At 73.7% G+C, this 21,576-nt stretch carries 18 protein-coding genes; 10 read left to right on the plus strand and 8 right to left on the minus strand.

The features are described from left to right. The 6 genes from O2L52_RS16220 (at position 1) to uppS (ending at position 5,119) form a co-directional block, all read left to right on the plus strand. Entirely contained in the window at positions 1–1,938 is a 1,938-nt protein-coding gene (locus O2L52_RS16220) for a fumarate reductase/succinate dehydrogenase flavoprotein subunit (protein ID WP_270116756.1), read from the plus strand. Next, positions 1,935–2,681, plus strand: coding sequence for a succinate dehydrogenase/fumarate reductase iron-sulfur subunit (locus O2L52_RS16225; RefSeq protein ID WP_270116758.1), 747 nt, complete (start codon positions 1,935–1,937; stop codon positions 2,679–2,681). The genes O2L52_RS16220 and O2L52_RS16225 overlap by 4 nt, the downstream gene beginning before the upstream one ends. Before the next feature lie 256 nt (positions 2,682–2,937). After that, a complete protein-coding gene (locus O2L52_RS16230; protein WP_270116760.1) occupies positions 2,938–3,696 on the plus strand; it encodes a MerR family transcriptional regulator in 759 nt (252 codons plus the stop codon). A 59-nt stretch (positions 3,697–3,755) separates the two neighbouring features. Next, positions 3,756–3,977 (plus strand): hypothetical protein, encoded by a 222-nt coding sequence (locus O2L52_RS16235; protein WP_270116762.1) that lies wholly within the window; start codon positions 3,756–3,758, stop codon positions 3,975–3,977. Further along, the gene (locus O2L52_RS16240; RefSeq protein ID WP_270116765.1) at positions 3,974–4,282 is read left to right on the plus strand and encodes a hypothetical protein; all 309 of its coding nucleotides are present in this window, start codon (positions 3,974–3,976) and stop codon (positions 4,280–4,282) included. The genes O2L52_RS16235 and O2L52_RS16240 overlap by 4 nt, the downstream gene beginning before the upstream one ends. Before the next feature lie 72 nt (positions 4,283–4,354). Beyond that, positions 4,355–5,119: a polyprenyl diphosphate synthase gene (gene uppS / locus O2L52_RS16245; protein ID WP_270116766.1), complete on the plus strand. Its 765-nt coding sequence runs from the start codon at positions 4,355–4,357 to the stop codon at positions 5,117–5,119. A gap of 42 nt (positions 5,120–5,161) precedes the next feature. Here the strand turns inward: uppS and O2L52_RS16250 are convergent, their stop codons facing one another. Continuing rightward, on the minus strand, positions 5,162–5,539 hold the full coding sequence (locus O2L52_RS16250) for a cupin domain-containing protein (RefSeq protein WP_270116768.1): 378 nt from the start codon (positions 5,537–5,539) through the stop codon (positions 5,162–5,164). Positions 5,540–5,715: 176 nt separating this feature from the next. On the opposite strand from O2L52_RS16250, the gene O2L52_RS25330 reads away from it, so the two are divergent. Continuing rightward, positions 5,716–6,072, plus strand: coding sequence for a MarR family winged helix-turn-helix transcriptional regulator (locus tag O2L52_RS25330; RefSeq protein WP_333490220.1), 357 nt, complete (start codon positions 5,716–5,718; stop codon positions 6,070–6,072). A gap of 33 nt (positions 6,073–6,105) precedes the next feature. Continuing rightward, on the plus strand, positions 6,106–7,398 hold the full coding sequence (locus O2L52_RS25335) for a hypothetical protein (RefSeq protein WP_309299870.1): 1,293 nt from the start codon (positions 6,106–6,108) through the stop codon (positions 7,396–7,398). Here O2L52_RS25335 and O2L52_RS16260 read toward each other — a convergent pair. From O2L52_RS16260 to O2L52_RS16290, 7 genes are all read right to left on the minus strand, one after another. Further along, positions 7,388–10,039, minus strand: coding sequence for an IucA/IucC family protein (locus O2L52_RS16260; protein ID WP_270116771.1), 2,652 nt, complete (start codon positions 10,037–10,039; stop codon positions 7,388–7,390). The two genes, O2L52_RS25335 and O2L52_RS16260, sit on opposite strands and share 11 nt — an antisense overlap. Beyond that, positions 10,036–11,838: an IucA/IucC family protein gene (locus tag O2L52_RS16265; protein WP_270116773.1), complete on the minus strand. Its 1,803-nt coding sequence runs from the start codon at positions 11,836–11,838 to the stop codon at positions 10,036–10,038. Before O2L52_RS16265 ends, O2L52_RS16260 begins: the two co-directional genes overlap by 4 nt. 233 nt (positions 11,839–12,071) lie before the next feature. Beyond that, positions 12,072–13,334: a J domain-containing protein gene (locus tag O2L52_RS16270; RefSeq protein WP_270116774.1), complete on the minus strand. Its 1,263-nt coding sequence runs from the start codon at positions 13,332–13,334 to the stop codon at positions 12,072–12,074. A gap of 467 nt (positions 13,335–13,801) precedes the next feature. After that, positions 13,802–14,314 (minus strand): hypothetical protein, encoded by a 513-nt coding sequence (locus O2L52_RS16275; protein ID WP_270116776.1) that lies wholly within the window; start codon positions 14,312–14,314, stop codon positions 13,802–13,804. Continuing rightward, entirely contained in the window at positions 14,314–16,230 is a 1,917-nt protein-coding gene (locus O2L52_RS16280; RefSeq protein WP_270116778.1) for a dynamin family protein, read from the minus strand. Before O2L52_RS16280 ends, O2L52_RS16275 begins: the two co-directional genes overlap by 1 nt. Further along, positions 16,227–16,820, minus strand: coding sequence for a nucleotide exchange factor GrpE (locus tag O2L52_RS16285; RefSeq protein WP_270116779.1), 594 nt, complete (start codon positions 16,818–16,820; stop codon positions 16,227–16,229). The genes O2L52_RS16280 and O2L52_RS16285 overlap by 4 nt, the downstream gene beginning before the upstream one ends. Before the next feature lie 53 nt (positions 16,821–16,873). Then, positions 16,874–18,364, minus strand: a complete 1,491-nt coding sequence (locus O2L52_RS16290) for a dynamin family protein (RefSeq protein ID WP_270116781.1) — start codon at positions 18,362–18,364, stop codon at positions 16,874–16,876. 178 nt (positions 18,365–18,542) lie between these two features. Between O2L52_RS16290 and O2L52_RS16295 the strand changes: the two genes are divergently transcribed. Further along, on the plus strand, positions 18,543–20,978 hold the full coding sequence (locus O2L52_RS16295) for a LuxR C-terminal-related transcriptional regulator (protein WP_270116782.1): 2,436 nt from the start codon (positions 18,543–18,545) through the stop codon (positions 20,976–20,978). Next, complete coding sequence (locus tag O2L52_RS16300; protein WP_270116783.1) at positions 20,975–21,490, plus strand: LuxR family transcriptional regulator; 516 nt, start codon at positions 20,975–20,977, stop codon at positions 21,488–21,490. The genes O2L52_RS16295 and O2L52_RS16300 overlap by 4 nt, the downstream gene beginning before the upstream one ends. Positions 21,491–21,576: the final 86 nt, after the last annotated feature.

Genomic DNA, 21,576 nt, shown 5'->3' on the forward strand with positions numbered 1-21,576 from the left:
ATGAGCACTGACTTCTACCGCGAGGGCGCACCCGCCCTGGACACCAAGGCCCCCGCCGGGCCCATCGCCGAGCGCTGGGAGAAGCGGCGCTTCTCCGGGCGCCTGGTCAACCCGGCCAACCGCCGCAAGCTGCGCGTCATCGTCGTCGGCACCGGCCTGGCCGGCGCGTCCGCCGCCGCCACGCTCGGCGAGCTGGGCTACCGGGTCGCCAACTACTGCTTCCAGGACTCCTCGCGCCGGGCGCACTCGATCGCCGCGCAGGGCGGCATCAACGCCGCGAAGAACTACCGCAACGACGGCGACAGCGTCCACCGCCTGTTCTACGACACCGTCAAGGGCGGCGACTTCCGCTCCCGCGAGTCGAACGTGCACCGCCTCGCCGAGGTCTCCACCGAGATCATCGACCAGTGCGTCGCCCAGGGCGTCCCGTTCGCCCGCGAGTACGGCGGCCTGCTCGACAACCGCTCCTTCGGCGGCGCGCAGGTCTCGCGCACGTTCTACGCCCGCGGCCAGACCGGCCAGCAGCTGCTCCTGGGCGCCTACCAGGCCCTGCAGCGCCAGGTCGCGGCCGGCACCGTGGACCTGCACACCCGCCACGAGATGCTCGAGCTCATCATCGTCGAAGGCAAGGCCCGCGGCATCGTCGTGCGCGACCTGGTCACCGGCGAGATCTCCACCGAGCTCGCCGACGCGGTCGTCCTCGCCACCGGCGGGTACGGCAACGTGTACTTCCTGTCGACGAACGCCATGGGCTGCAACGTCACCGCCGGCTGGCGCGCGCACCGCAAGGGCGCCTACTTCGCCAACCCCTGCTACACGCAGATCCACCCGACCTGCATCCCGCAGTCGGGCGAGCACCAGTCGAAGCTCACGCTCATGTCCGAGAGCCTGCGCAACGACGGCCGCGTGTGGGTGCCCAAGAAGAAGGGCGACGACCGCCACCCGGCCGACATCCCCGAGGACGAGCGCGACTACTACCTCGAGCGCCGCTACCCGGCGTTCGGCAACCTCGTGCCCCGCGACATCGCCTCCCGCGCCGCCAAGGTGGTGTGCGACGAGGGCCACGGGGTCGGCCCCGGCGGGCTCGGCGTCTACCTCGACTTCGCCGGCGCGATCGAGCGCCTGGGCAAGAAGGCCGTGGAGGCCAAGTACGGCAACCTGTTCGACATGTACGAGCGGATCACCGGCGAGAACCCGTACGAGCGCCCCATGCGCATCTACCCGGCCGTGCACTACACGATGGGCGGGCTCTGGGTCGACTACGACCTCTCCTCGAACATCCCCGGCCTGTTCGTGACCGGCGAGGCGAACTTCTCCGACCACGGCGCCAACCGCCTGGGCGCCTCGGCGCTCATGCAGGGCCTCTCGGACGGCTACTTCGTCCTGCCGAACACGATCTCGGACTACCTCGCCGACGGGCCGTTCGACGCCCTCGACGAGACCCATGAGGACGTCGTCGCCGCCCGCAAGGACGTGGACGACCGCATCAGCTTCTTCCTCAACAACGACGGCGACCGCACCGTCGACTCGTTCCACCGCGAACTGGGCAAGATCATGTGGGAGTACTGCGGGATGGAGCGCACCGACGAGGGCCTGCGCAAGGCCATCGGGCTCATCCGCGGCCTCAAGGAGGAGTTCTACCGCCGCGTCAAGGTCACCGGCAAGGCCGAAGCGCTCAACCAGGAGCTCGAGAAGGCCGGCCGCGTCGCCGACTTCCTCGAACTCGGCGAGCTCATGTGCATCGACGCCCTGCACCGCACCGAGTCGTGCGGCGGGCACTTCCGCGCCGAGTCCCAGACCGAGGACGGCGAGGCCAAGCGCGACGACGACAACTTCTCGTACGTCGCGGCCTGGGAGTACGGGGAGGACGCGCCCGTCCTCCACAAGGAAGCCCTCGAGTTCGAATACGTCAAGCCCACCCAACGGAGCTACAAGTGAAGCTGTCCCTGCGCATCTGGCGCCAGCCCGACGCCCAAGCCCCGGGCGAGATGGTCTCCTACGAGATCGACGAGGTCTCCGAGGACGCCTCGTTCCTGGAGATGCTCGACGTCCTCAACGAGCGCCTCATCAGCGAAGGCGACGACCCGGTCGCGTTCGACCACGACTGCCGTGAAGGCATCTGCGGCGCCTGCTCGCTGGTGATCGACGGCCAGCCGCACGGCCCGCAGGCCGCCACCACGACCTGCCAGCTGCACATGCGCAAGTTCAAGGACGGCGACTCGATCGACATCGAGCCGTACCGCGCCGGCGCGTTCCCGGTGATCAAGGACCTCGTCGTCGACCGCTCGGCGTTCGACCGGATCATCCAGGCCGGCGGGTACATCTCCGCGCCGACCGGGACCGCCCCGGACGCGCACGCCGTGCCGATCCCCAAGCAGGACGCCGACGCCGCGTTCAGCGCCGCCGCGTGCATCGGCTGCGGCGCCTGCGTCGCCGCCTGCCCCAACGGCTCGGGCATGCTCTTCATGGGCGCCAAGGTCACCCACCTGAGCCTCATGCCGCAGGGCCAGCCCGAGCGGGCCACGCGCGTGCTCGGCATGGTCGCCGCCCACGACGACGCCGGCTTCGGCGGGTGCACCAACACCGGCGAGTGCGCCGCCGCGTGCCCCAAGGAGATCGGGCTCGACGTCATCGGCAAGCTCAACCGCGACTTCCGCAAGGCCGCGGTCCGCGCCGCTTAACGGACAGCGCATGGAAGAAGCCCCCCGGCGCAAGCCGGGGGGCTTCTCGTTTCTCCTGCCCCGCGTGAGCGGGGAGACCCCAGGGGATGTCTACGCCCCACGTGAGTGGGTAATGCCGCCCCATGTAAACAACGAACCGGGCGCGGTCTGGTCGCGGCGCTTGACCGTGACCCGTGTCTCTCTTCGGGAACCTTGCAGTTGACGCAGCGTCAGCCAATACCGTCGTAACCGCACCGCGAACGAAGGAGCGCCATCGATGGACGTCTGGACGACCGCCGAGGTCGCCCGCCTGGCCGGCGTCTCGGCGCGCACCCTGCGCCACTACGACGCCATCGGCCTCCTCGAGCCGGCCTCCCACGACCGCGGCGGCCAGCGCCGCTACGGCCGGCCCGAGCTGCTGCGGCTGCAGCAGATCCTCCTGCTCAAACGCCTCGGCCTGCGGCTGGACGTCGTGGCCGAGATCCTCGCGGGCGACCTCGACACCGTCGCCGCCCTCCAGCGGCACGCCGCCGAGATCGACACCGAGCGCTCCCGCCTCGACCGCCTCGCGGCCACCGTCGAGGCGACCATCCGACAACTCGAAGGAGGCCAGCCCATGGCGCCCGAAACCTGGTTCGGCGGACTCGACCCCGCCACCGAGGCCCACTACCGCGACGAGGCCCGCAGACGCTGGGGCAACGCCGTCGTCGAACGCGCCTGGAGCGTCCTGCAGGACCTCACCCCTGAGGAGCGCCGGGCGATCCCCGAGGCGTTCAACGACATCAACGCCCGCCTGGCCGCACTCCGCGCCGCCGGGAAGGCCGCGGACGACCAGGCGGTGCAGGAGGTCGTCGTCGACCACTACTGGCTCATCGCCAAGCACTGGGGCGACGAGCCGACCGCCGAGGCCTACCGGGGCCTGGGCGTGCTCTACACCGACGAGCCGCGCTTCAAGGACACGTACGAGCAGGTGGGGGAGGGCTTCGCCGCGTACATGCGCGAGGCGATGAACGCCTACGCCGCCGCGAACCTCTGACCCGCGCAGTGGCGGTCGGAGCCGCTGCTTCCCGCGCCCTGTTGTGTATGATCGTGTGCATGACTCGGCATAACATCAACATCGACGACGATGTCTGGCGGATCGCCGCCGCATCGGGCAATGCCAGCGCCTACATCGAGCAGGCGGTCAAGGATCGCTATCTGCATGAGCTTGAGAACGCGGCCGGCGTGATCGTGGCGGCACTGCCGCAATCGGAGATCGACGACTGGCGTGCCTGGGGAACCTCGATCGCCGACGACGCCACGGGCGGTCAGCGGTGAGCCATGTGCCCGGGCAGGTTTACCGCCGCATGGATCGGCCCGATGCGCTGGTCGTGGTGCTCTCCTCCGAGCAGAGCAACCACCGCACCGGCTGGGTGACCGTATGCATGTACAGCCTCACCGGCCTGGTGGGGAATCTGGCCGATGCGAGTCAGTTCCACAGCCTTGCTCCCGCGCCCGGCTATGTCACCTGGACCATCCACCAGTCGGTTCCGGCCGCCGAGCTCGTTGCGCCGGTGGGCGACGTCGAGACTGCTGCGATCGCTGCGGCCCGGTTCGCCATGGAAGCTCGTTTCAGCCATTAGCGCAGGGAGACCAGAGCACGGGCGGCCCGATAGGGCCGCCCGTTGTCGTTTCGTCCCGTTAGGCTGTGCGGCATGCGCGCACCCCGAGTCCTGTACCGCTGGTATGCGAGGCGCTTGCGCCGCAAGCTCGACGGCGGCCTGCTGCCGGGGCATGTGGCCGTGGCGATGGACGGGAACCGGCGGTGGGCCCGGCAGCAGGGCTTCGACGATCCCGGCGTCGGCCACCGGTACGGGGCCGAGCACTTGGAGGACCTCCTCGACTGGTGCGCCGGGATCGGCATCGGGCACGTCACCGTCTACGTGGCCTCCCAGGACAACCTCACCAAGCGCGCCACCGGCGAGGTGGCGCACCTGATGGCGATGATCGAGGAGATCGTCGCCGAGCGCCTCATGCGCCCGGGGAACCGGTGGCGGCTGCACCTCGCCGGGCGCCTGGACCACCTGCCCGACTCGACCGCGCACGCGCTCAAGGCCGCTGTCGAAGCGACGAGCGGCCGCACGACCGGGCACCTGACGATCGCGATCGGCTACGACGGCCAGGCCGAGATCGTGGACGCCGTCAAGTCCCTGCTGGAGGCCGAGGCCTCCCGCGGCACCGCCGCGGGCGACCTCGCCGAGCGGTTGACGGCGTCCGACATCGGCGCCCACCGGTACACCCCCGACCTGCCCGACGCGGACCTCATCATCCGCACCAGCGGCGAGCGGCGGCTCTCGAGCTTCCTGCTGTGGCAGTCGGCGGGAGCCGAGCTGTACTTCTGCGACGTCTACTGGCCGGGGTTCCGGCAGGTCGACTTCCTGCGGGCGCTGCGGGACTACGCCAGGCGCCGTTCGGCCTAGGGCCTGTCGGTCACCGCCGCTTCCTGATGCACGGGAGAGGCGCTAGACCGTCCAGGGCGGGGTGATCTTCGCGTCCTCCTTGCCGGGCATGTACGCCTGCATGCCGGCCGGGCCGGTGCAGAGCGCGGTGAAGCCGTCCGGGCCGGGGGTGATCTGGCGGGTCGCGTCGGCGGCGATCACGATCGTGTCGCCGGCGGCGAGGTCGGCCGCCTCGCCGTCCACGGTCACGGTGAGGGCGCCGCCGAGGACGGTCCAGACCTGCTCGGCGTCGATGTAGTGAACGGGACCGGTGGTCCCGGGCGCGGCCTCGACCTTCCACAGCGGGGCGGCGGCGCCGCCGAGCGCGGGGGAGGCGAGGGTGGTCATGACGGCCGCGGGGGTCTCGGCGCGGCGGGATTCGGTGCTGCGGACGATGCGCAAGAGGCGTACTCCTAAGATGGACAACATGGTTACCCAGATAGTAAACCAAGTTGTCGAACATGGTTGAGGCGACCCCCGGGTACGAGCTCCCGCTGCGCCTCTTCGCGGCATTCCGCTCCATCATCGACGAGGTCCACGCCGAACTCGCCCGCGAAGGCCACCCCGACATCCGGCCCATGCACGGGTTCGTCTTCCAGGCCATCGGCGTCCACGGCACCACCGCCGTCGAACTCGGCGCCCGCCTCGGCGTCAGCAAGCAGGCCGCCGGCAAGACCATCGCGAACCTCGAGCAAGGCGGCTACGTCGAACGCGCCGCCGACGCCCGCGACGCCCGCCGCAAAGTCGTGCGCCTCACCGGCAGGGGCGTCGACGTCCTCGACCGCTCCGCCCGCCTCTTCGACCAGATCCAGACCCGCTGGGCCGAGGCCATCGGCGAGGACCGGCTCGCCGCACTCCACGCCGACCTGCGCACCCTCACCCCCGGTGAGCTCTTCCAGCTCGACACGCCCGGCTGGTTCGGCGCCGACCGCTAACCGCGGGCCCTCGCCGTGGGCCGCGATGAACCGATGCGCCGCCAGCACCAGCGGCTCGTGCTCGGCCGCCGCATGCCGCGTCCGCAGCCGGTCGCACAACTCCGCCAGCGCCGCCGCGAGGTCGGTGAGGATCGGCCCCTGCTTGCCGGTGGCCGTGAGCGCCATGAGCATCGCCAACCAGGCCGGCCCGTGGTCGCGGAAGTTCAAATGCAGGTTCCGCTCCCCGGCCCGGTCGGCCGCGGTGAGCAGGTAGTGCACCTCGGTGGCGATACGCCACGCCAGGTTCGGGTGCGTCGGGGCCAGCACGTCCACCGCGGGCTCGGCGGTATGGAGCGCCACGGCCGCGAGTCCGGGATCGCAGCGGGCGCTGATCGTCGCCGGCGCGTCCCGCCCGGCCGGGTCGGGGCACAGGCGCTCGATCAGGCGCGGATCCAGGAACGCGCCCATGCGCATCGCCGTCTCCAGCGCCGCGCGCAGCGACAACGGAATCGGCGCCGCCGGCGGCACCACGCCCGGGAAGTACCGGTTGAGGAGATCGACCGCGCCCTTCGCGTGCGCCGGACGCCCGGCGGCCGCGTGCAGCGCCGCCGCCAACCGCAGGCTGTCGCGCAGGAGCACCGCCGTGCCGTCCAGGCCGATGCCATCGGCACCGAACCCGCCCGGCGCGGCCTGCCGGGCCGCGATGAGCATCCGGGCCGCCTGGTCGGCCGCCCCGACGGCCAGGTCCGGGTCCGCCGCGCGGGCGAACACCCGCGCGGCCCGCGCGATCGCATCGGCCAGGATCGTGAACCCCGGACTCGCCGGATCGGCCGGGTCCACATCGTCGAGCAGCCCCAGCGCCGCGTCCGCCTCCGTCGCCGCCGTCAAGAGCCGGCCCGCGCCGACCGCGGCCTCGGCCAGGTCCAGGCGCGCCGCGGCCCGCTCCACCGGCCCGGCCTCCAGGCCCGCAGTGATCACTACCCGCTCCCGCTGCACCGCGTACGCCAGTGCGACCTCGCCCACCGCCGAGTGCGACGCCGCCAGGTCCGCCAAGAGCTCCGCGAAGTCGCTCCGCGTGCCCCGGTCTTCGGGATGCACGGCCAGGCAGCCGCGGAACTCACCCACCGCATGCGCATAGACGGCAAGGGCGCCTTGATGATTGCCCGCGGCCGCCAGCTTCGCGGCATCGCGGTGCGTCCGTCGGGCATGGCGCCGATTGGGCATGCGGACTCCTCAGCGAGGGATCGAGGCGGTCAATCGCGCCGTCGGGACGAACGGCGCGTCGGCTTCGGGCCCTTCATCGTAGACGCACCCCGCCGACGCGCGGATCCGCCGATCAGCCGATGACGACCTGCTCGGGCCCCGGGTGCCCCAGGAACCGGTCGTGCGAGATCTCCCACCCGTACGCCCCGGCATTGGCGAACACCAGCCGGTCCCCGACGGCCAGCGCCGAGACGAACTGGCCCCCGTTGAGCACGTCCCGCGGCGTGCACAGCTCACCGCACACCCGCACCTCCACATCGGACCACACCGGGCCGGTGCGCGGACCCGGCACCACCGTGAACGGATGCGAGTACCCCCACGCCGCCGGCAGCCGGAAATGATGCGTCCCGCCGCGCACCACCGCGAACGCCTGCCCCCGCACCGTCTTCAAGTCCAGGACCTCGGCCACGTACCAGCCCGCCGGCGCCGCCGCGTACCGGCCCGGCTCGAACACCAGCTCCGCCCCGCCCGCGTCCAGCCCCCGCAGCCCCTCGGCCAGCGCGGCCAGATCGATCCGCGCGCCCCGCGGATCCGCCCCGAGCCCGCCGCCCACGTTCACATACCGCAGCGCGAACCGGCCCCGGGCCGCCGCCCGCGACCACGCGACCGCATCGCGCACATGCCACGCGTACGCCTCGGCCTCAAGGCAGTTCGACACCGCGTGCAGATGGAACCCGACCACGTCCAGACCCAGGTCCAGTGCCCGCTCCAGCGCCGCCGGCACCTGCGCCTCGTCGATCCCGAACGGCGTGGGCACCCCCGTCATCTGATGCGTCCCCGGCAGCGCCCGCCCCCGGTTGACGCGCAGCGCCACCGGCCCGGCGAACCCGGCCGCCGCCAGGCCCTCGAGCTCGCGCACACTCTCGGCGTGCATCCACAACGGCACCTCGCACGCCGCCGCCGCGGCCAGATCCGCCGGGGTCTTCGCCGGACCCGAGAACGCCAACCGCTTCGCCCCCGCAGCCCGGGCCGCGGCCAGCTCACCGCCGGAGGCGCACTCGACCCCGTCCGCCGCGGCCGCCGCCGCGGCCAGCACCGCCGGGTTCGCGCAGGCCTTCATCGCGTACAGCACCGTGTGCCCCAGCGCCTCGCGCACCGAACCCAGGAACGCGGTGACCCCGGCCGGGTCGTAGATCCACGCGCTGGCGGGCGACTGCAGGGCCCTGACATGCCGGTCGAGAGTCGGGTGGGCATGGACCCGGGCGGTGGCGAGCGGATTGTCCACTATGGTCTCGATCTCCTCGCCCGGGTGCAGGCGCATGGTCAGCAATGCCTTCGTGGCCTGCTTCGGCCCCAGGTAGGCCTCGCGTTCGGCGGCCGAGAGCCGGCCGCCGATCTCATCGGCCAGGTCGGCCCAGAACGCGGCCCCGTCCAGGCCGAGGTCGCGTTCGAGGACGGCGACGAGTGACGCGAAGTGGTTCTGGAACAGCGTGTAGGCCACTTTGGACCGGACCTGGTCCATGCTCGCGGCGTTCACCGGGCTGTCTTCGGGCAATTCCAGGTCCCACGGCAGCGTGGGCAGGTGGATGCGGGCGCCGCCGAGGTCGCGCGAGACCGGGAAGACCGGGTCGGGCCCGCGCATCGCGATGATGCTGTTCTGCAGGTGCGCCTCCAGGCCGATGCCGGCCTCGGCCTTGGTGAGCACCGGGTGGGCGAACAGGCGCGCGTACGCGCGGATCCACGCGTCCGGATCGCCGGACCAGCGGGCGTACTCGGCCGCGAGACTCAAACCGGTCACCGGGGAAGTCGCCGTCAGCGCCGTCGCCGGCACGTACACGAGGTCGCTCGGCTCGATCGAGGCGAGCGGGGACCGGGCGAGCGCGGTGAGCTCCCTTGACCCCGGCAGCCATACACCGGCAGTGTCGGCGAGGATCCGGTGCTCGGATTCGAGCCCGTTGTGGCCGATGCGGTCGATCGCCTGCAGCAGCGCGGCCAGGCGCGGGCCCAGCAGCGCGGTCGCGGGGGAGATGTCGCGCCGCGTGGAGGTGACGTGGATGCCCAGCGCGAGTTTCAGGAACCCGGGCGCGTCGTGCCCGGCGAGGGTGCGGATCGCGGCGGTCGGCCAGGCCGGGACGGTCGCGTCCAGCACCTCGAGCCGCCCGGACGCGAACAGGTCCCGGTAGCCCGGCAGGACGCGGTGCTCCAGCTGCCACGGGTGGACCGGCAGCACCGGGTCGGGCAGGTCGAGGCCGCGCAGCATCGGGTGATTGCGGAGGTCGTCGCCGGAGCGCTCCAGGACCCCGGCGCGGTCGGCGACGAGGCGGACGCGGATCGGTCGGGTCGCCTCCAGGTCGTACCGCTCGCGGTCGCGGCGGTCCCAGCCCAGGCGGGTGCGCGCGCACGGATGCAGCTGGTGCCCTTCGGTCGCGAGGGTCTCGAGCAGCCGCGCGGTGGTGTGCACGTCCCGCCCGCACGCGGCGACGAGCTCGGCGAGGGTCCCGGCCCCGGCCCGCGCCGCCAGCGCCGCGAGGTGCCCGCCGCGCCGCTCGGCCCGCACCCGGGCGTGCGCCAGGCCGTCTCGCGCGGAGTGGAGTTCGGCGGCGAGGTACGCGGGCACGCCCGCGCCGATGATCGCCTCGAGGGCCATCACCGGGTCCTCGTCGGGCCCGTCGACTTCGAGCTGGTTGAAGGCCCGTTCCCGGGCGCCTTCGGGCCGGGGCCGGTCGCGGAAGCCGCCGAGGTTCTCGCGCCATGCGGCGGCCTTGATCTGCGAGGCGAGGTTCACGCCGCCGCCACGGGGTTCTCGACGCTCACCCAGATGTCCTCGGTCGGCTTGGCGGCCAAGCGCATCGCAGTGGTGGCCTTGATCGGCCACGGGTGCCGCAGGACCGCGTCGGCGATCCACGGGTCGAGGTCGAGGTCGCGGACCGCGCTGGCGACCGTGGACCACCACTTCCCCGGGTCGGTGTCGGACCACTCGGCGAGTGCCCCGACGATCGCGGTGAGCGTCGTGGGGAAGAGCGCCGCGAGGAGTTTCGTCAGGCGCGCTTCAGGATCGGCCTCAACGAGGTCGCCCTCGACATCCGCCCACCCGTCAGCTGCAGGGACCCGGACGCCGCCGAAGTCCCGGTACACCAAGCTGACCGGCCGGTCCCCGGTGAAGGACGCGAGCGTGTTCTGCCCGTGCGCCTCGAGGGCGACGCCGGTCGCGGCGAACAGCCGCAGTGGCGCGAGCGCGACTCGGGTGAACGCGGCCCACCAGGCCTCCGGGTCGTCGCCGGTGAAGGCGACGGCGATCGGGCGGCCGTCGGACGGGCACGGCTCCGCGAGCGCCGCGAACGGGACCGTCCGGGGATGGCCGAGCGTATGCGGGGCGGGGCGCACGATCGCGGCCAGCCTCCGGTCGCGCTCGCCGTCGGCGGCCACGGCGCTGACGGCGGCTTCGGGCACGAGCGTGATGCCGCAACGGCGGGCCTCAGGGGCCAGCAGCTGCGCGATCGCCGGACCGTTGTGCATGGAGGCGGGCGAGACGTGCCGGACGGCAGAGGTCAACTGGAGGTCCACTGCGGTCTTGACGTGCTGACCGCCGATCGAGACGGTCCGCAGGCTCATCAGCGGCGCAGCGCCTTCGTGGACGTGGACTGGCGCGTCGAGTCCGTACCTGCGTGCCTGCCAGGGGTGCACGGGCACGCCGGTTCCCCCGGCGGGCGGGTTCGCGCCGTTGCGCCGGACCGTGTCGAAGGCGTACTCGCCCAGCGCGAACCTGGCCCGGTGCTCAGGCGCGTAGGCGCGGATCTCGTCGTCGGTGAGCTCGCCCCGGCTCCTGGCGAGCGGGTGGGTCGGATGCCCGAGCAGGACCGCCTGCTCGAACCAAACGCTCGGATCGGCGTGGAACGCGCTGGCGGCGGCCCACAGGTCGGTCGGGTGCGGCCGTGCCGCTTCGAGTGCGAGCGCGGTGCCGCGCACGGCGGCGGCGATCTCGGCGGTGAACCGCTCGGCGTGCGGCGAACCGGCGCTCAGCGACGCGGCGAGTTCGACCGCGGTGGCCCCGGTCGCCTTGCCCGGCAATGGTTCACGCTCGGCGGCGGCCTTGAGCCGGTCGGCGACGATCGCATCGGCGCGGCGTGCGAAGGAGGAACCCGCGGCCGGTTCCGGCTCGGCGCTCCTTGCGGTCCTCCGGGGTGCGGCGGGTCCGGCAGTGGCCGCAGCCGACGAGGCGAAACCGCTGCCGCCCGCGCTGCCCGGCCGGCGTCGGCCGTCGTCGATCGCGTCGGCGCGGCGAGCCATGGGTGACTCCGCGGTTGCGGTGGGGCCGTTGCCGTCCGGGCCGGCCGGCACGAGGCGCCCGTCGTCGATCGCGCCGGCAGGCCGATCGGCTCCGGATGCCGCATCAGTGGCCGAGCCTGAGCCGCTGCCTTCGGCGCCGGCCGCGCCGGGACCGCCGTTCGCTTCACTGCCGCCGGTGACCGATCGTCCGGGATCCGAACCGGTGGCGGGAACGGTGCCGCTGTCGCCGGTTCGGCCGCCGCGCTTCGGAGCGTCCGTGTTCGCGGCGGCGTCGGCGTCTCGGTCGGTGGCGTTCACAGCCTGCACTGTACTGGCGGAACCCGCCGGTGTGGAGGGTGCGATTGCTCACGGAGCGTGCGGTTACCCTGCGGCAGAGCCGAACTCGGCCTCCTGATCGCCGATGCGGAGACGGCGCCCGCGCTCGCCCGGAACCCGTCCGCGCGGAGGCCGTGGCAGCAGCGTTCGCGCGCGAGATCCCTGAGTCGATCGAACGGCCGGTCTCACCTGAGGCGAGGCCGGGGACGGCGGCCTCAGGTGCGCACGGCCGGGGTCCGGTCGTCGGTGCGCGGGCCCGGGATGGCGGCGAGGCGCATCCGCAGGGCCTGGAGCACCGGCAGGTCGTAGACCATGCCGCCGGCGGCGAGCCACAGTCCGATGTCGGTGGCGGCCTGGCCGACGGCGACGTCGTGGACGGCGGCGGTCTCGCCCGCGCGGGCGGTCTCGGGGAGGGTCGGCCACAGCACCCAGCCCTGCACGTTCGCGTCCGGCAGCGCCGCGTCGAGGGCCTTGACGGCGTCGGCGAGGTTCACCGAGTCCACATCGGCGCTGTCGCGACCGACCGGCGCGCACAGCAGTGCGATCCGGTCGCCGCAGACGATCGCGTGCGGCACGCGCGTCTCCATGTCGACCGGCAGCGCCACGAACAGCCTGGCCGCGGGCAGGTTGGTGAGGACTTCCCGCAGGAGCTTCCCGGTGGACCGGTCGGCCTTCGGGCGGGTGCCGGCGGGCCCGAACGCGTTGAACTGGCGCAGGGCCCCGCCCACGGAGCGGCGCAGCGCGAGCGTGTACCGCAGGCGCTTAACCGTCCACGCCAGTGCGGCGCCGGTGAGCACGTACAGGCCCAGGGCCCAGCCCCAGGGCGTGGAGAGCCCGGCGAGCCAGATGACGGCGGCGGCGAACAGGACCGCGATGACGAGCCGGCCGGTGGGCGGGTTCGGTGCGGAGTCGGGGCGGCGTCTGAGGGCCCGGCTGGTCTGGACGAGCACGATGATGGCGATGGCGATCGTGACGGGGATGGCGAGGGCCAGGAACAGCCAGCCGTCGGCGGCGAACGCCTGCCCGAGGTAGCCGAGTCCGCAGAAGGCCCAGACGGCGGCGACGGCCGCGGTGAGTCCGGCCGCGGCCCAGGTGGAGGGCCGGTGGACGGGCCTGGTGAGGCGGAGGCGGGCGTGCCAGGGGACGGCGATGAGGGCGCCTTCGGTGGGGAAGCCCTGCGCGGCCGGCTGCGGTGCGGGCGAGACGTTCCAGCCGCGGACTTTGCGGTGGGAGGGCTTGGCGGCGGCCCTGCCGTAGCGGCGGGCGGCGCGGCGGCCGAAGCGCAGCAGGTCGTACTCGCGGCGCAGCCCTGGGTGGGAGAGGGTCTCCCAGGCGCCTTGGACGAGGTGGAACTCGTCTTCGTCGCCGCCGCGGTCGGGGTGGGTCTCGCGCAGGCGGCGGCGGTAGGCGGCTTGGATGTCGGCCTTCGGGGCCTGCGGGCTCACCCCGAGGACGCGGTAGTGGTCTGGTTCGTTCACCACGCGGCTCCCGGTCGTTCGTGCGGGGACGGGCCGGTGCCCGAGAGGGGAGGCGGGCGTCGGTCTCGACGGTAATGGAGTCAATCTACCGCCGTATTGCCGCTTCGGGTGTCGCCAGGTCCGACATTTTCATACGGATGCGTCTCATTCATCGCGGCATGCGACGGCGATAGTGACACAGTGGAGTCGCCTTGTGCCGACGGGTGCGACCGGGTGCACGTCGCCAGTGCGCCGATGCCGTTCCGCGTCAGCGACTTTCGCACTGAGTGCGCGCTTGCCGTGCTCGGTGTCCCATTCGGCGGCCCATTGGCGCGTTGCCCAGTGGTGGCGACATCGGACAGTGCGCAATGTCGCCGGCCTCCATTGCCGATCGGGTCCCTTGCGGGCCGGAGGCGTCGGTGCCGGGCCGCGGACCGCGGTCCGACCGGTGCGGCGGGCGGCGTGCCGGGGCCGGCCCGAGCGGTCGGTCAGCCCTGCCAGAACCGGGCGAGCGCGGACGCGGCGGGGTCGTCGACGTCGGCGATCGCGTACTCGGAGGCCTCGACCGAGCTGCCGGAGTTCACCCACGGCTCGGCTTCGGCCGAGCCGAGCACGTCCAGGTCGACCCACGGGTAGCCGTCGACCGGCTCGGGGACGTCCAGGTCCAGTTCGGGCGGGAAGCTCGGCGGGTTGTCGGCCTCGTCGACGAGCATGTCCTCGTACGTCGCGGCGTAGGCCGTCTCGTCGCCCGCGGGGGCGTCGTCGGCGTCATCGGCTGCGTCGTCTTCGAAACCGGCGTCGACGCTGAAGTCCTCTTCGAGCGCCTCGTCGCCCTCGAAGTCGGTGTCGGCCCCGTCGAACGCGAACGCGTCGAGGTCCTCGTCGCCGGGAACCTCCCCGTCGTCGAACTCGTCCAATCCGGGGGCGTCCGCGTCGTCGTCGAGGCCGTCGGCGTCGAAGTCCGCGTTGCCTTCGGGCTCGAAGGCGTCGAACTCATCCATCACGCATCCTCCTCGCCTGGGACGAGGGTGCGGGCCTTGGCCAGCACCTCGTCGAGCTGTTTGACCTTGGCGGCCATGGAGTCGCGGCGCTGCTTGAGCGCCGCCTGCTTCTTCGCCCGGGCGGCCTGGTCGGCCTTCTGGGCGTTCTCGGCGGCCGAGATCCGGGCGTCGAACTCAGCGGCGCGGCGCTCGAGGGCGTCGTCCAGCGTGGAGTTGAACACGAACTCGACCTCGGTGAACCGGAAGCTGATCTCCTCGTTGAGATTGGCCCGCGCCTCGGCGATGACCCGCTGGATCCACTGCTTCGCGGCCTGGCGGTTGCCCTGGATCTTGCGGCGGTAGAGCAGGAACGCGGCGGCGGCGAGGCCGATGCCGACACCGGAGGCGGTCAGGGCGATCGCCCCGACCCCGGCGACGGCGCCGAGGCCGATCGCGCCGGCGCCCATGGTGACCGCGCGTCCGGCCATCATCGCGACACCCGCAGAGGAGGCCACGAGGAGCGCGCCGTCGGAGTTGTCGCCGCGGCGGGCCCGCCCGGAGGCGGCCGTGCGCAGGCCGGCGGAGATCGAGTTGGTGGCCTGGCGCAGCTCGTCGTCGTTGAACACCTGCCGCAGCACGCGTTCGGCCAGGAGCACGAACCGCTGGTGCAGTTCGCCCGAAAGGCGCGCGGCGATGCCCTGCAGGGCGATGTCGACCCGGTTCGGCAGGGATTCGAGCGCGGCCTTGTTGGCCTTCTCGACCTCGTCGAGGAGGGCCTCCTCGAGCTCCTGCAGGTGGGTGCGCAGGCGGCCCTGGACCTCGATCTTGGCGCGCTGGGTCTCGACGCGGAGGGCGAGGTTCGCCTTCTTCGTCTCGGTGCGCCGCAGTGCGAGGGCCTGCTTCTTCTCCTCCTTGAGGCGGTTGGCCGCCTCAGGGTCGGGGTCGTAGGCCTTCATGTCCGCGGCGGCCGAGACCGACAGCCGCTGGAACTCGGTGCGCACCGCGCGCACGACGTTCGCCGCGACGAGGGCCTTGCCGGCGGTCGCGACCTTGACCAGGGCCCGCTGCATCTTGCCGATGCCGGACTCCTTGGCCAGGGCCTGGCGGGTGGGGCCCTGCGAGTTGAGGGCGTGCTCGGCGAGCATCGCCGACACCGGGTAGTGCGGGGCGTTGCGGAACCGCGGGGCGTGCGCCTCGATGAGCGACCGGTTCTCCTCCATGACCGTGCGCCACCCGGGGTAGGTGTCGGTCTTGGTCAGCGCGAACACCACGAAGTTGACGCGCTTGGAGGCCTCGGTGAGGAAGTCCAGCTCGGTCTTGGCCATCGGGGACGACGCGTCGGTGACCATGATCAGGCACGTGGCCCGCCCGACCGCTTCGAGCGCGATCTGCGCGTGGTCGGGGTCGAGGCCGCCCGTGCCGGGCGTGTCCACCACGGACATGTGCTTGAGCAGCGCCGACGGGTGGCCCACGAGCATGCGCCGCGGCGGCACCATCCCCGGGGGCATCGTCCCCAGGCGGGTCGCCCAGTTGCGCAGGTCGCCCACGCCCAGGAGCATCGGGTCGGCCGCGCCGGGCTGCCAGGCGCGCACCGAGGCCTGCTCGGCCCACGCGAACTCGAGGTACGCCGTGGTCGCCACCTGGGCGTCCACAGGAGACAGACCGGGCATGCCGAGGAGGGCGTTCACCAGTGACGACTTGCCGCGCTTGGTCTCGCCCACGACGACGGCGACCGGCTTGTCCGGCTGCCAGCGCGACACCTCGTCGACTTCGGCCGCGGCCTTGGCGTCCACGGTCCGCAGGGACGCGTTGCCGGCCTTGGCCGCGCGCACGCACAGCTTGTGGATCTGCTGGGCCGGGTTCGGCTTGGCGGGGGCGGCGGCCTTCTTCGCCGGGGCCGGCTTCGCGGCCGGCGGCGGGGTGGCGGTGTCGGTCATGCCCGCACCTGGCCGCGGTAGACGGTGACGATGGGGTGGCGCAGGAGGCGGCCGCGGTCGGTGTACCCGATCTGCTCGGTGCGGGCGATGATGCCGTCCTCGGCGGGGGACCCGGCGGCGATCGTGCCGCCGGCCTCGTGCACCGACGGGTCGAAGCGCTGCCCGGTCGCGTCGACCTGGGCCACGCCGACCTTCGCGAACGCGCCGTCCAAGTGCTGGGCCAACGCGGGGGAGGTGGCGCGGTCGCGCATCCAGATGCACGCCTCCACCAGGGCGTTGCGGTCCGACATCGCCTGGGCGGACTGGGCGGGACCCTGCAGCTGCTGCACCGGGATCGGACCCGACGGGGCGGGCGCGAACGGCGCACCGGAGACCGGCGGCGCCGGCGGGGAGACCGGCCCCGGCCCGGCCGGAGCAGGCGCGATCGACCGTCCGGTGAGGACGGCCACGATCGCGGCGACGAGGACCGACCCGGCCCCGACGGCCAAGGTCACCGGATCGAACCCGCCGGTGAGGAACACCGCGCCAAGGGCGGCGGCGGCGAAGCCCACGAGGGCTCCCACCAGCGGTCCGCCGAGTCGATTCGTCACAATGCTCTCCTTAGGTCGTGCAGTCGTCCCGCGCGGGGGCCGGGTTCGGGGGCTCATCCGAGCCGCTGGGCGAGTAGATGGAAACCACGATGCACCACGTTCGCCACCCGCGCCTGGGCCGGCGTCGCGCCGCCGTTGGCGAACGCCCGCCAGCGCGCGGCGGCCTCGATGGCGGCGCGCCGCAGCTGCGGGCGGGCCTCACCGGGCAGGCCGAGGACGACGCTCGCGTCGTCGGTCAGCGCCAGGCGCGCGACCTCGGCCTCCATGGCCTCGGGCAGGGCGACCTGACCGGTGGTGACCTGGGCGGCGGCCTCCAGGAGCGGCAGCCGGTGGTACTCGGGGCGGGCGACGATCGACTCGACCGCGCCCCGCAGCAGGTCGCGGTCGGCGGCCGGGCCCGAGGCCGCGGCGGCGTCCAGGCGGGCGAGCGCCCACCCGGCCTTGATGACGTCGGCGCGGACCCCGAAGATCTGGTGCAGCGTCTGGCGCAGGCGCGGGAACCCCGAGGCCGCGAACAGCAGCCGCACGAGCTCACCGGTCGCCAGGTGCGGGTTCGCGCCCAGGTGCGCGATCGCGAAGTGGATGCCGTACAGGTCGAGCCGCTCCAGCAGGCGCTGGCGCTGGTGCTGGTCCACCGGGCCCTCGGTCGACAGGAACAGGCCCGCGGAGGCGAGCATCAGGGCCCGCTTGTCCTCGTCCAGCCCGGCGAGGGTCCGCAGTGCCTCGCAGTCGGCGGCCGTCAGCAGGCCCGCTTCGGCGGTCTCGGCGAGCAGCCCCACGACCGGGACCACGTCGCACACCGACCGGCGCAGGACCGCGGCCTGGTCCCCGGCGATCGGGCCGGCCACCGGCCACGGGTCCTGGCCCGGGCCGGGCGCGAGCTTGTCCGCCTTGTTGTACAGGCCCAGTGCGTTCATGGGGGAGGACGACAGCTGCTGGGAGGCCTTCGCGAACGCCTGCAGCGCTTCGACGTCGTCGGCGCGGACCTGCTGGGTGAACACGTAGATGATCGCCTCGGCGGACTCGACCGCGGCGCGGGAGTCGTCGTCGACGTCGTCGGCGATCGGCGCGGCGAACAGCATCTCGCGCGCGGCATCGGAGATGTCGGTGTTGACCGACTGCAGACCCGGGGTGTCCACCACGGTCAAGTCCCGCAACCGGTCCGAGGACAGCTGCACGTCGATCATCGCGGCCTCGTCGGCCGGGATCGGCAGGGTCGTCGGGATCATCCCGTTCGCGTCCAGCGGCACCGCGTGCTTGGTCCCGTTGCGCGCCACCACGTCCACGCGGTCGGCCGGGCCGTACCGGAACTGGGTCACCACGCGCGTGCACTCACCGGCCGCGGTCGGCGCCACGCGGCGTCCGATCAACGCGTTGACCAGTGTCGACTTTCCGGCTTTCAACCGGCCGGCGACCGCGACGCGCAGCGGCTGACCGAGCCTGGAGGCCACCTCCTCGACCACGGGGCGAGACGCGCCGCTGACCTTGCCGGCCAGCTCTTCGCACATGCCCGCCACACTCGTGGTGAGTTGCCCTGCCACCATGCTCTCGCGTCCGCCCTCTCATCGTTCACTTGGCACCTCGCCGCCGACGCCGGTCTGCGGCATCGAAGGTTCCGCAATATCATGAGAGGCGTCGGCGTTCCGTCGACAAGGACGACGATACAAACCGCAGCCGCCCGGCCGCCTCCCCCATTCGTGCCACAGCGTAAGGAGCCCCCTTTTGGCCGCCCCGCCGCCCACCCCCGGTCTGGCCCGACCACGCGTCGACACCGTGCCCGCCGACCCCGGCCGCGGTGACCGCGACGCAGCGCTCCACGCCATGGCCGCGGCGCTGGCCGGCCCGGGCCTGGTGGTCGTCACCGGCCCGCCCGGCTGCGGCCGCACCCGCCTGCTCGAGCGGCTCGCGCAGGCCTCCAAGCGCCCCGTCCACGCCGGCGGCGGCCTCGCCATGCTCTCCGGCGCCCCCGCGCTGGCCCTGGAACGGGCGACCCGGGCGCGCATGCCCGCCGACGACCTCCCGCTGCTGGCCGAGGCGGTCTACTCCCGCACCCGCGGCGGCCTCCTCGTCATCGACGACCTCCAGTGGTGCGACGCCGCCACGCTCGCCGTCCTCCCCGTCCTCGCCGAGCGCCTCCCGGTCGCCGCGGCCCTGCGCACCCCCAACCGCCTCACCGAGGCCGCCCTCGCGCGTCTCCTCGCGAACGCCACCGTCGTTCCCGTCCCCGACCTGACCGACGCCGAAGCCGCCCGGCTCGTCGCCGAAGCCGCACCCGCGCTGCCGCCCGCGCGCGCCGCCGCCCTCACCGTCCGCGCCGGCGGCAACCCCCTCGCCCTGACCGCGCTCGCCAAACGGGCCGCGCACCTCGACGCGGGCGAGACCGACCTCGACCTGGAGAACCCCGGCGACCCGGCCGCCGCCGCGGCGGCCGCGATCGCCGACCTGCCCCGCGCCGGCCGCACCGCCCTGGCCGCACTGGGCCTGCTGGGCCGCCCGGCCCACCCCAGCCTCCTCGGCGACGGCGCCGCCGTCCTCCAAGAGGCCGGCCTGGCCGTCCCCGACGGCGCCCACCTGCGCGCGGCCAGCCCGTGGATGGCCGAGGTCGCCGCCGGCATCCTCGACCACGAGGCCCGACTGCAGATGCACGAGCACCTCGCCGACGCCACCACCGGCGTGGAATCGGCCCGCCACGCCCACGCCGCCGGCCTCGCCGACCGCGCCCTCGCCACCGCGCTCGCCGCGGCCGAGTCCGCCGGCCCCCAGGCCCGCGCCGAAGCGCTCCTGCTCGCCGCCGACCTCGACCCGTCCCACGCCGTACCCGCCGCCCGCGCCGCACTCGCGGCCGGCCGCACCCGCGCCGCCCTCGCCGTCCTCGACAGCACCGCCGACGACGACGGCGAGACCGCCCTCGCCCGCGCCTGGGCCCTCCTGGCCCTCGGCGAATCCGGGCAGGCCCGCGCCGCCCTCCAACACGCCCCCGCCGGGCCCGAGACCGACCAGCTGCGGCTCCTGACCGCCCCGCCCGCAGAGAAAGCCGCCCTGGCGCTCGAACTGCGCGACGCCCACCCCGACCTGACCCACGCGGGCCTGGCCGCCGCCCTCGCCGGCGACGACCCGGACGCGCTGGCGTTCGCCGAAGCACTCGCCCGCGACGCGGGCGACTCGACGACCGCGTTCTGGTGCGCCTGGTCCCGGGTGATCGCCCTCGCCGACGCCGCCCGCCTCGTGGAGGCCGAAGCGGTCGCCCACGAAGCGGCCGACCGCGCCGGCGCCGCGGGCGCCTACTCGTGGCAGACCCGGTTCCTCGCCGCCGCCGCCTGGTGCCTGGTCCTGTCCGGCACGGGCCTGGACAACGTCATCGCCGCCGCCCAGTCCCTGGCCGACCACGCCCTCCCGGCGGTCGCCGACACCCTCATCGACGCCGCGATCGCCCTCGCCGAAGCCGACACCGGCGCCCTCGGCGCCGCCCGCGCCCGCCTCGCCCGCCTCAAAGACGCCCCGGCCGCCCTCGAAGGGCTCGTCTCCTGGCTCGAGCACGAGACCGCCTGGCTCGACGGCCAGCCCGGACCCGAAGCGCCCGAAGCCCGGCCCGGCCTCGTCGGCGGCCTCGCCCACATCACCGGCCGGTGGATCGCCTACGACACCGGCACCGAACCGGTCGCCGCCGACCTCGCGCCCTGGCCCGTCCCGGTCGCCTCGACGCTCTCGGCCTGGGACAAGGCCGCACCCGGCCCGTTCGCGCAGGCCGCGACCGCCTGGGACGGCCTGGCCGCCCGCGAGCAGGTCCGCTGCCTCCTCGCGCTGGCCGCCCACGCCGGGGACGCGAAGGCCGCCGTCACGGCCCTGGAAGCGGCCGAGCGGATCGCCGACGACCACGGATTGATCGTCCTGGCCGGGCGCGCCCGCCGGGGCCTGCGCAAGCACGACGTGCGCCGCGACCGCCGCTCGGCGCGCGGCGGCGGGGGACTGACCGACCGCGAGAGCGAGGTGCTGCGCCACGTCGCCTCCGGGCACCCGTCGCGGCGGATCGCCGAGATCCTCGGCATCACCGCCGAGACCGTGGAGACCCACATCCGTTCGGGCATGCGCAAACTCGGCGCGAAGACCCGCACCGAGGCCGCCGTGATCCTCACGGCCGCCGAGGGCGGTGCGCCGTGACGGGGGAGCAGGTGCCGCTGCACGTGGTCGGCGCGACCGGGGACGCGGACGCGATCGTGCGCCGCTGCGCGGCCGCCGGCTGGTCCGCGCACCGCGGGTTCGCGCTTCTCGAACCGGCCTGGGACCTGGCCGAGCGGCACCTGGTGTGCCACGGGCAGATCGGCGACGACCACACCGCCTCGCAAGCGGTCCTGGCGGCCGCCCGCGGGGCCGGGATCGTCGCGGTGGCGACCGGCGCCCTCGCCCTCAGCCTCGCCGCGGACCTGCGCCGCATCGGACCCCTGGGCCTGACGCCGGGGAAGGCCGAAGCGGCCGACGGCCTCGACCTCGACGCCGAGCAGCGGGCCCTCCTGGGCCGCCTGGCCGCCGGGTCGACGATCGCCGCCGCCGCCGAAGCCGAGTTCGTGTCCCTGCGCACCGCCAACCGCCGCATCGCCGCCGCCCGGCAGTCCCTGGGCGTCAAGACCACCCGTGAAGCGGTCATGATCTACATCAAGCACGCCCGCGACTGAACCACCCGGGGGACTCCCACATCGGACGCGCCGGCGGCGGACGAGACTTCGGCCAGTCCGGTGACCGGCCCGGCGGCGAGCCCGGT

Source organism: Glycomyces algeriensis (assembly GCF_027622855.1).
GTDB classification, from domain to species: Bacteria; Actinomycetota; Actinomycetes; order Mycobacteriales; family Micromonosporaceae; genus Glycomyces; species Glycomyces algeriensis.

What these genes read in the sequence shown, in the direction of transcription:
- O2L52_RS16220 (WP_270116756.1), top strand. Translation starts at nt 1, where the DNA reads ATGAGCACTGACTTCTACCGCGAGGGCGCACCCGCCCTGGACACCAAG.
- O2L52_RS16230 (WP_270116760.1), top strand. Translation starts at nt 2,938, where the DNA reads ATGGACGTCTGGACGACCGCCGAGGTCGCCCGCCTGGCCGGCGTCTCG.
- O2L52_RS16235 (WP_270116762.1), top strand. Translation starts at nt 3,756, where the DNA reads ATGACTCGGCATAACATCAACATCGACGACGATGTCTGGCGGATCGCC.
- uppS (WP_270116766.1), top strand. Translation starts at nt 4,355, where the DNA reads ATGCGCGCACCCCGAGTCCTGTACCGCTGGTATGCGAGGCGCTTGCGC.
- O2L52_RS25330 (WP_333490220.1), top strand. Translation starts at nt 5,716, where the DNA reads ATGCACGGGTTCGTCTTCCAGGCCATCGGCGTCCACGGCACCACCGCC.
- O2L52_RS25335 (WP_309299870.1), top strand. Translation starts at nt 6,106, where the DNA reads ATGCGCCGCCAGCACCAGCGGCTCGTGCTCGGCCGCCGCATGCCGCGT.
- O2L52_RS16275 (WP_270116776.1), bottom strand. Translation starts at nt 14,314, where the DNA reads ATGGATGAGTTCGACGCCTTCGAGCCCGAAGGCAACGCGGACTTCGAC.
- O2L52_RS16280 (WP_270116778.1), bottom strand. Translation starts at nt 16,230, where the DNA reads ATGACCGACACCGCCACCCCGCCGCCGGCCGCGAAGCCGGCCCCGGCG.
- O2L52_RS16290 (WP_270116781.1), bottom strand. Translation starts at nt 18,364, where the DNA reads ATGGTGGCAGGGCAACTCACCACGAGTGTGGCGGGCATGTGCGAAGAG.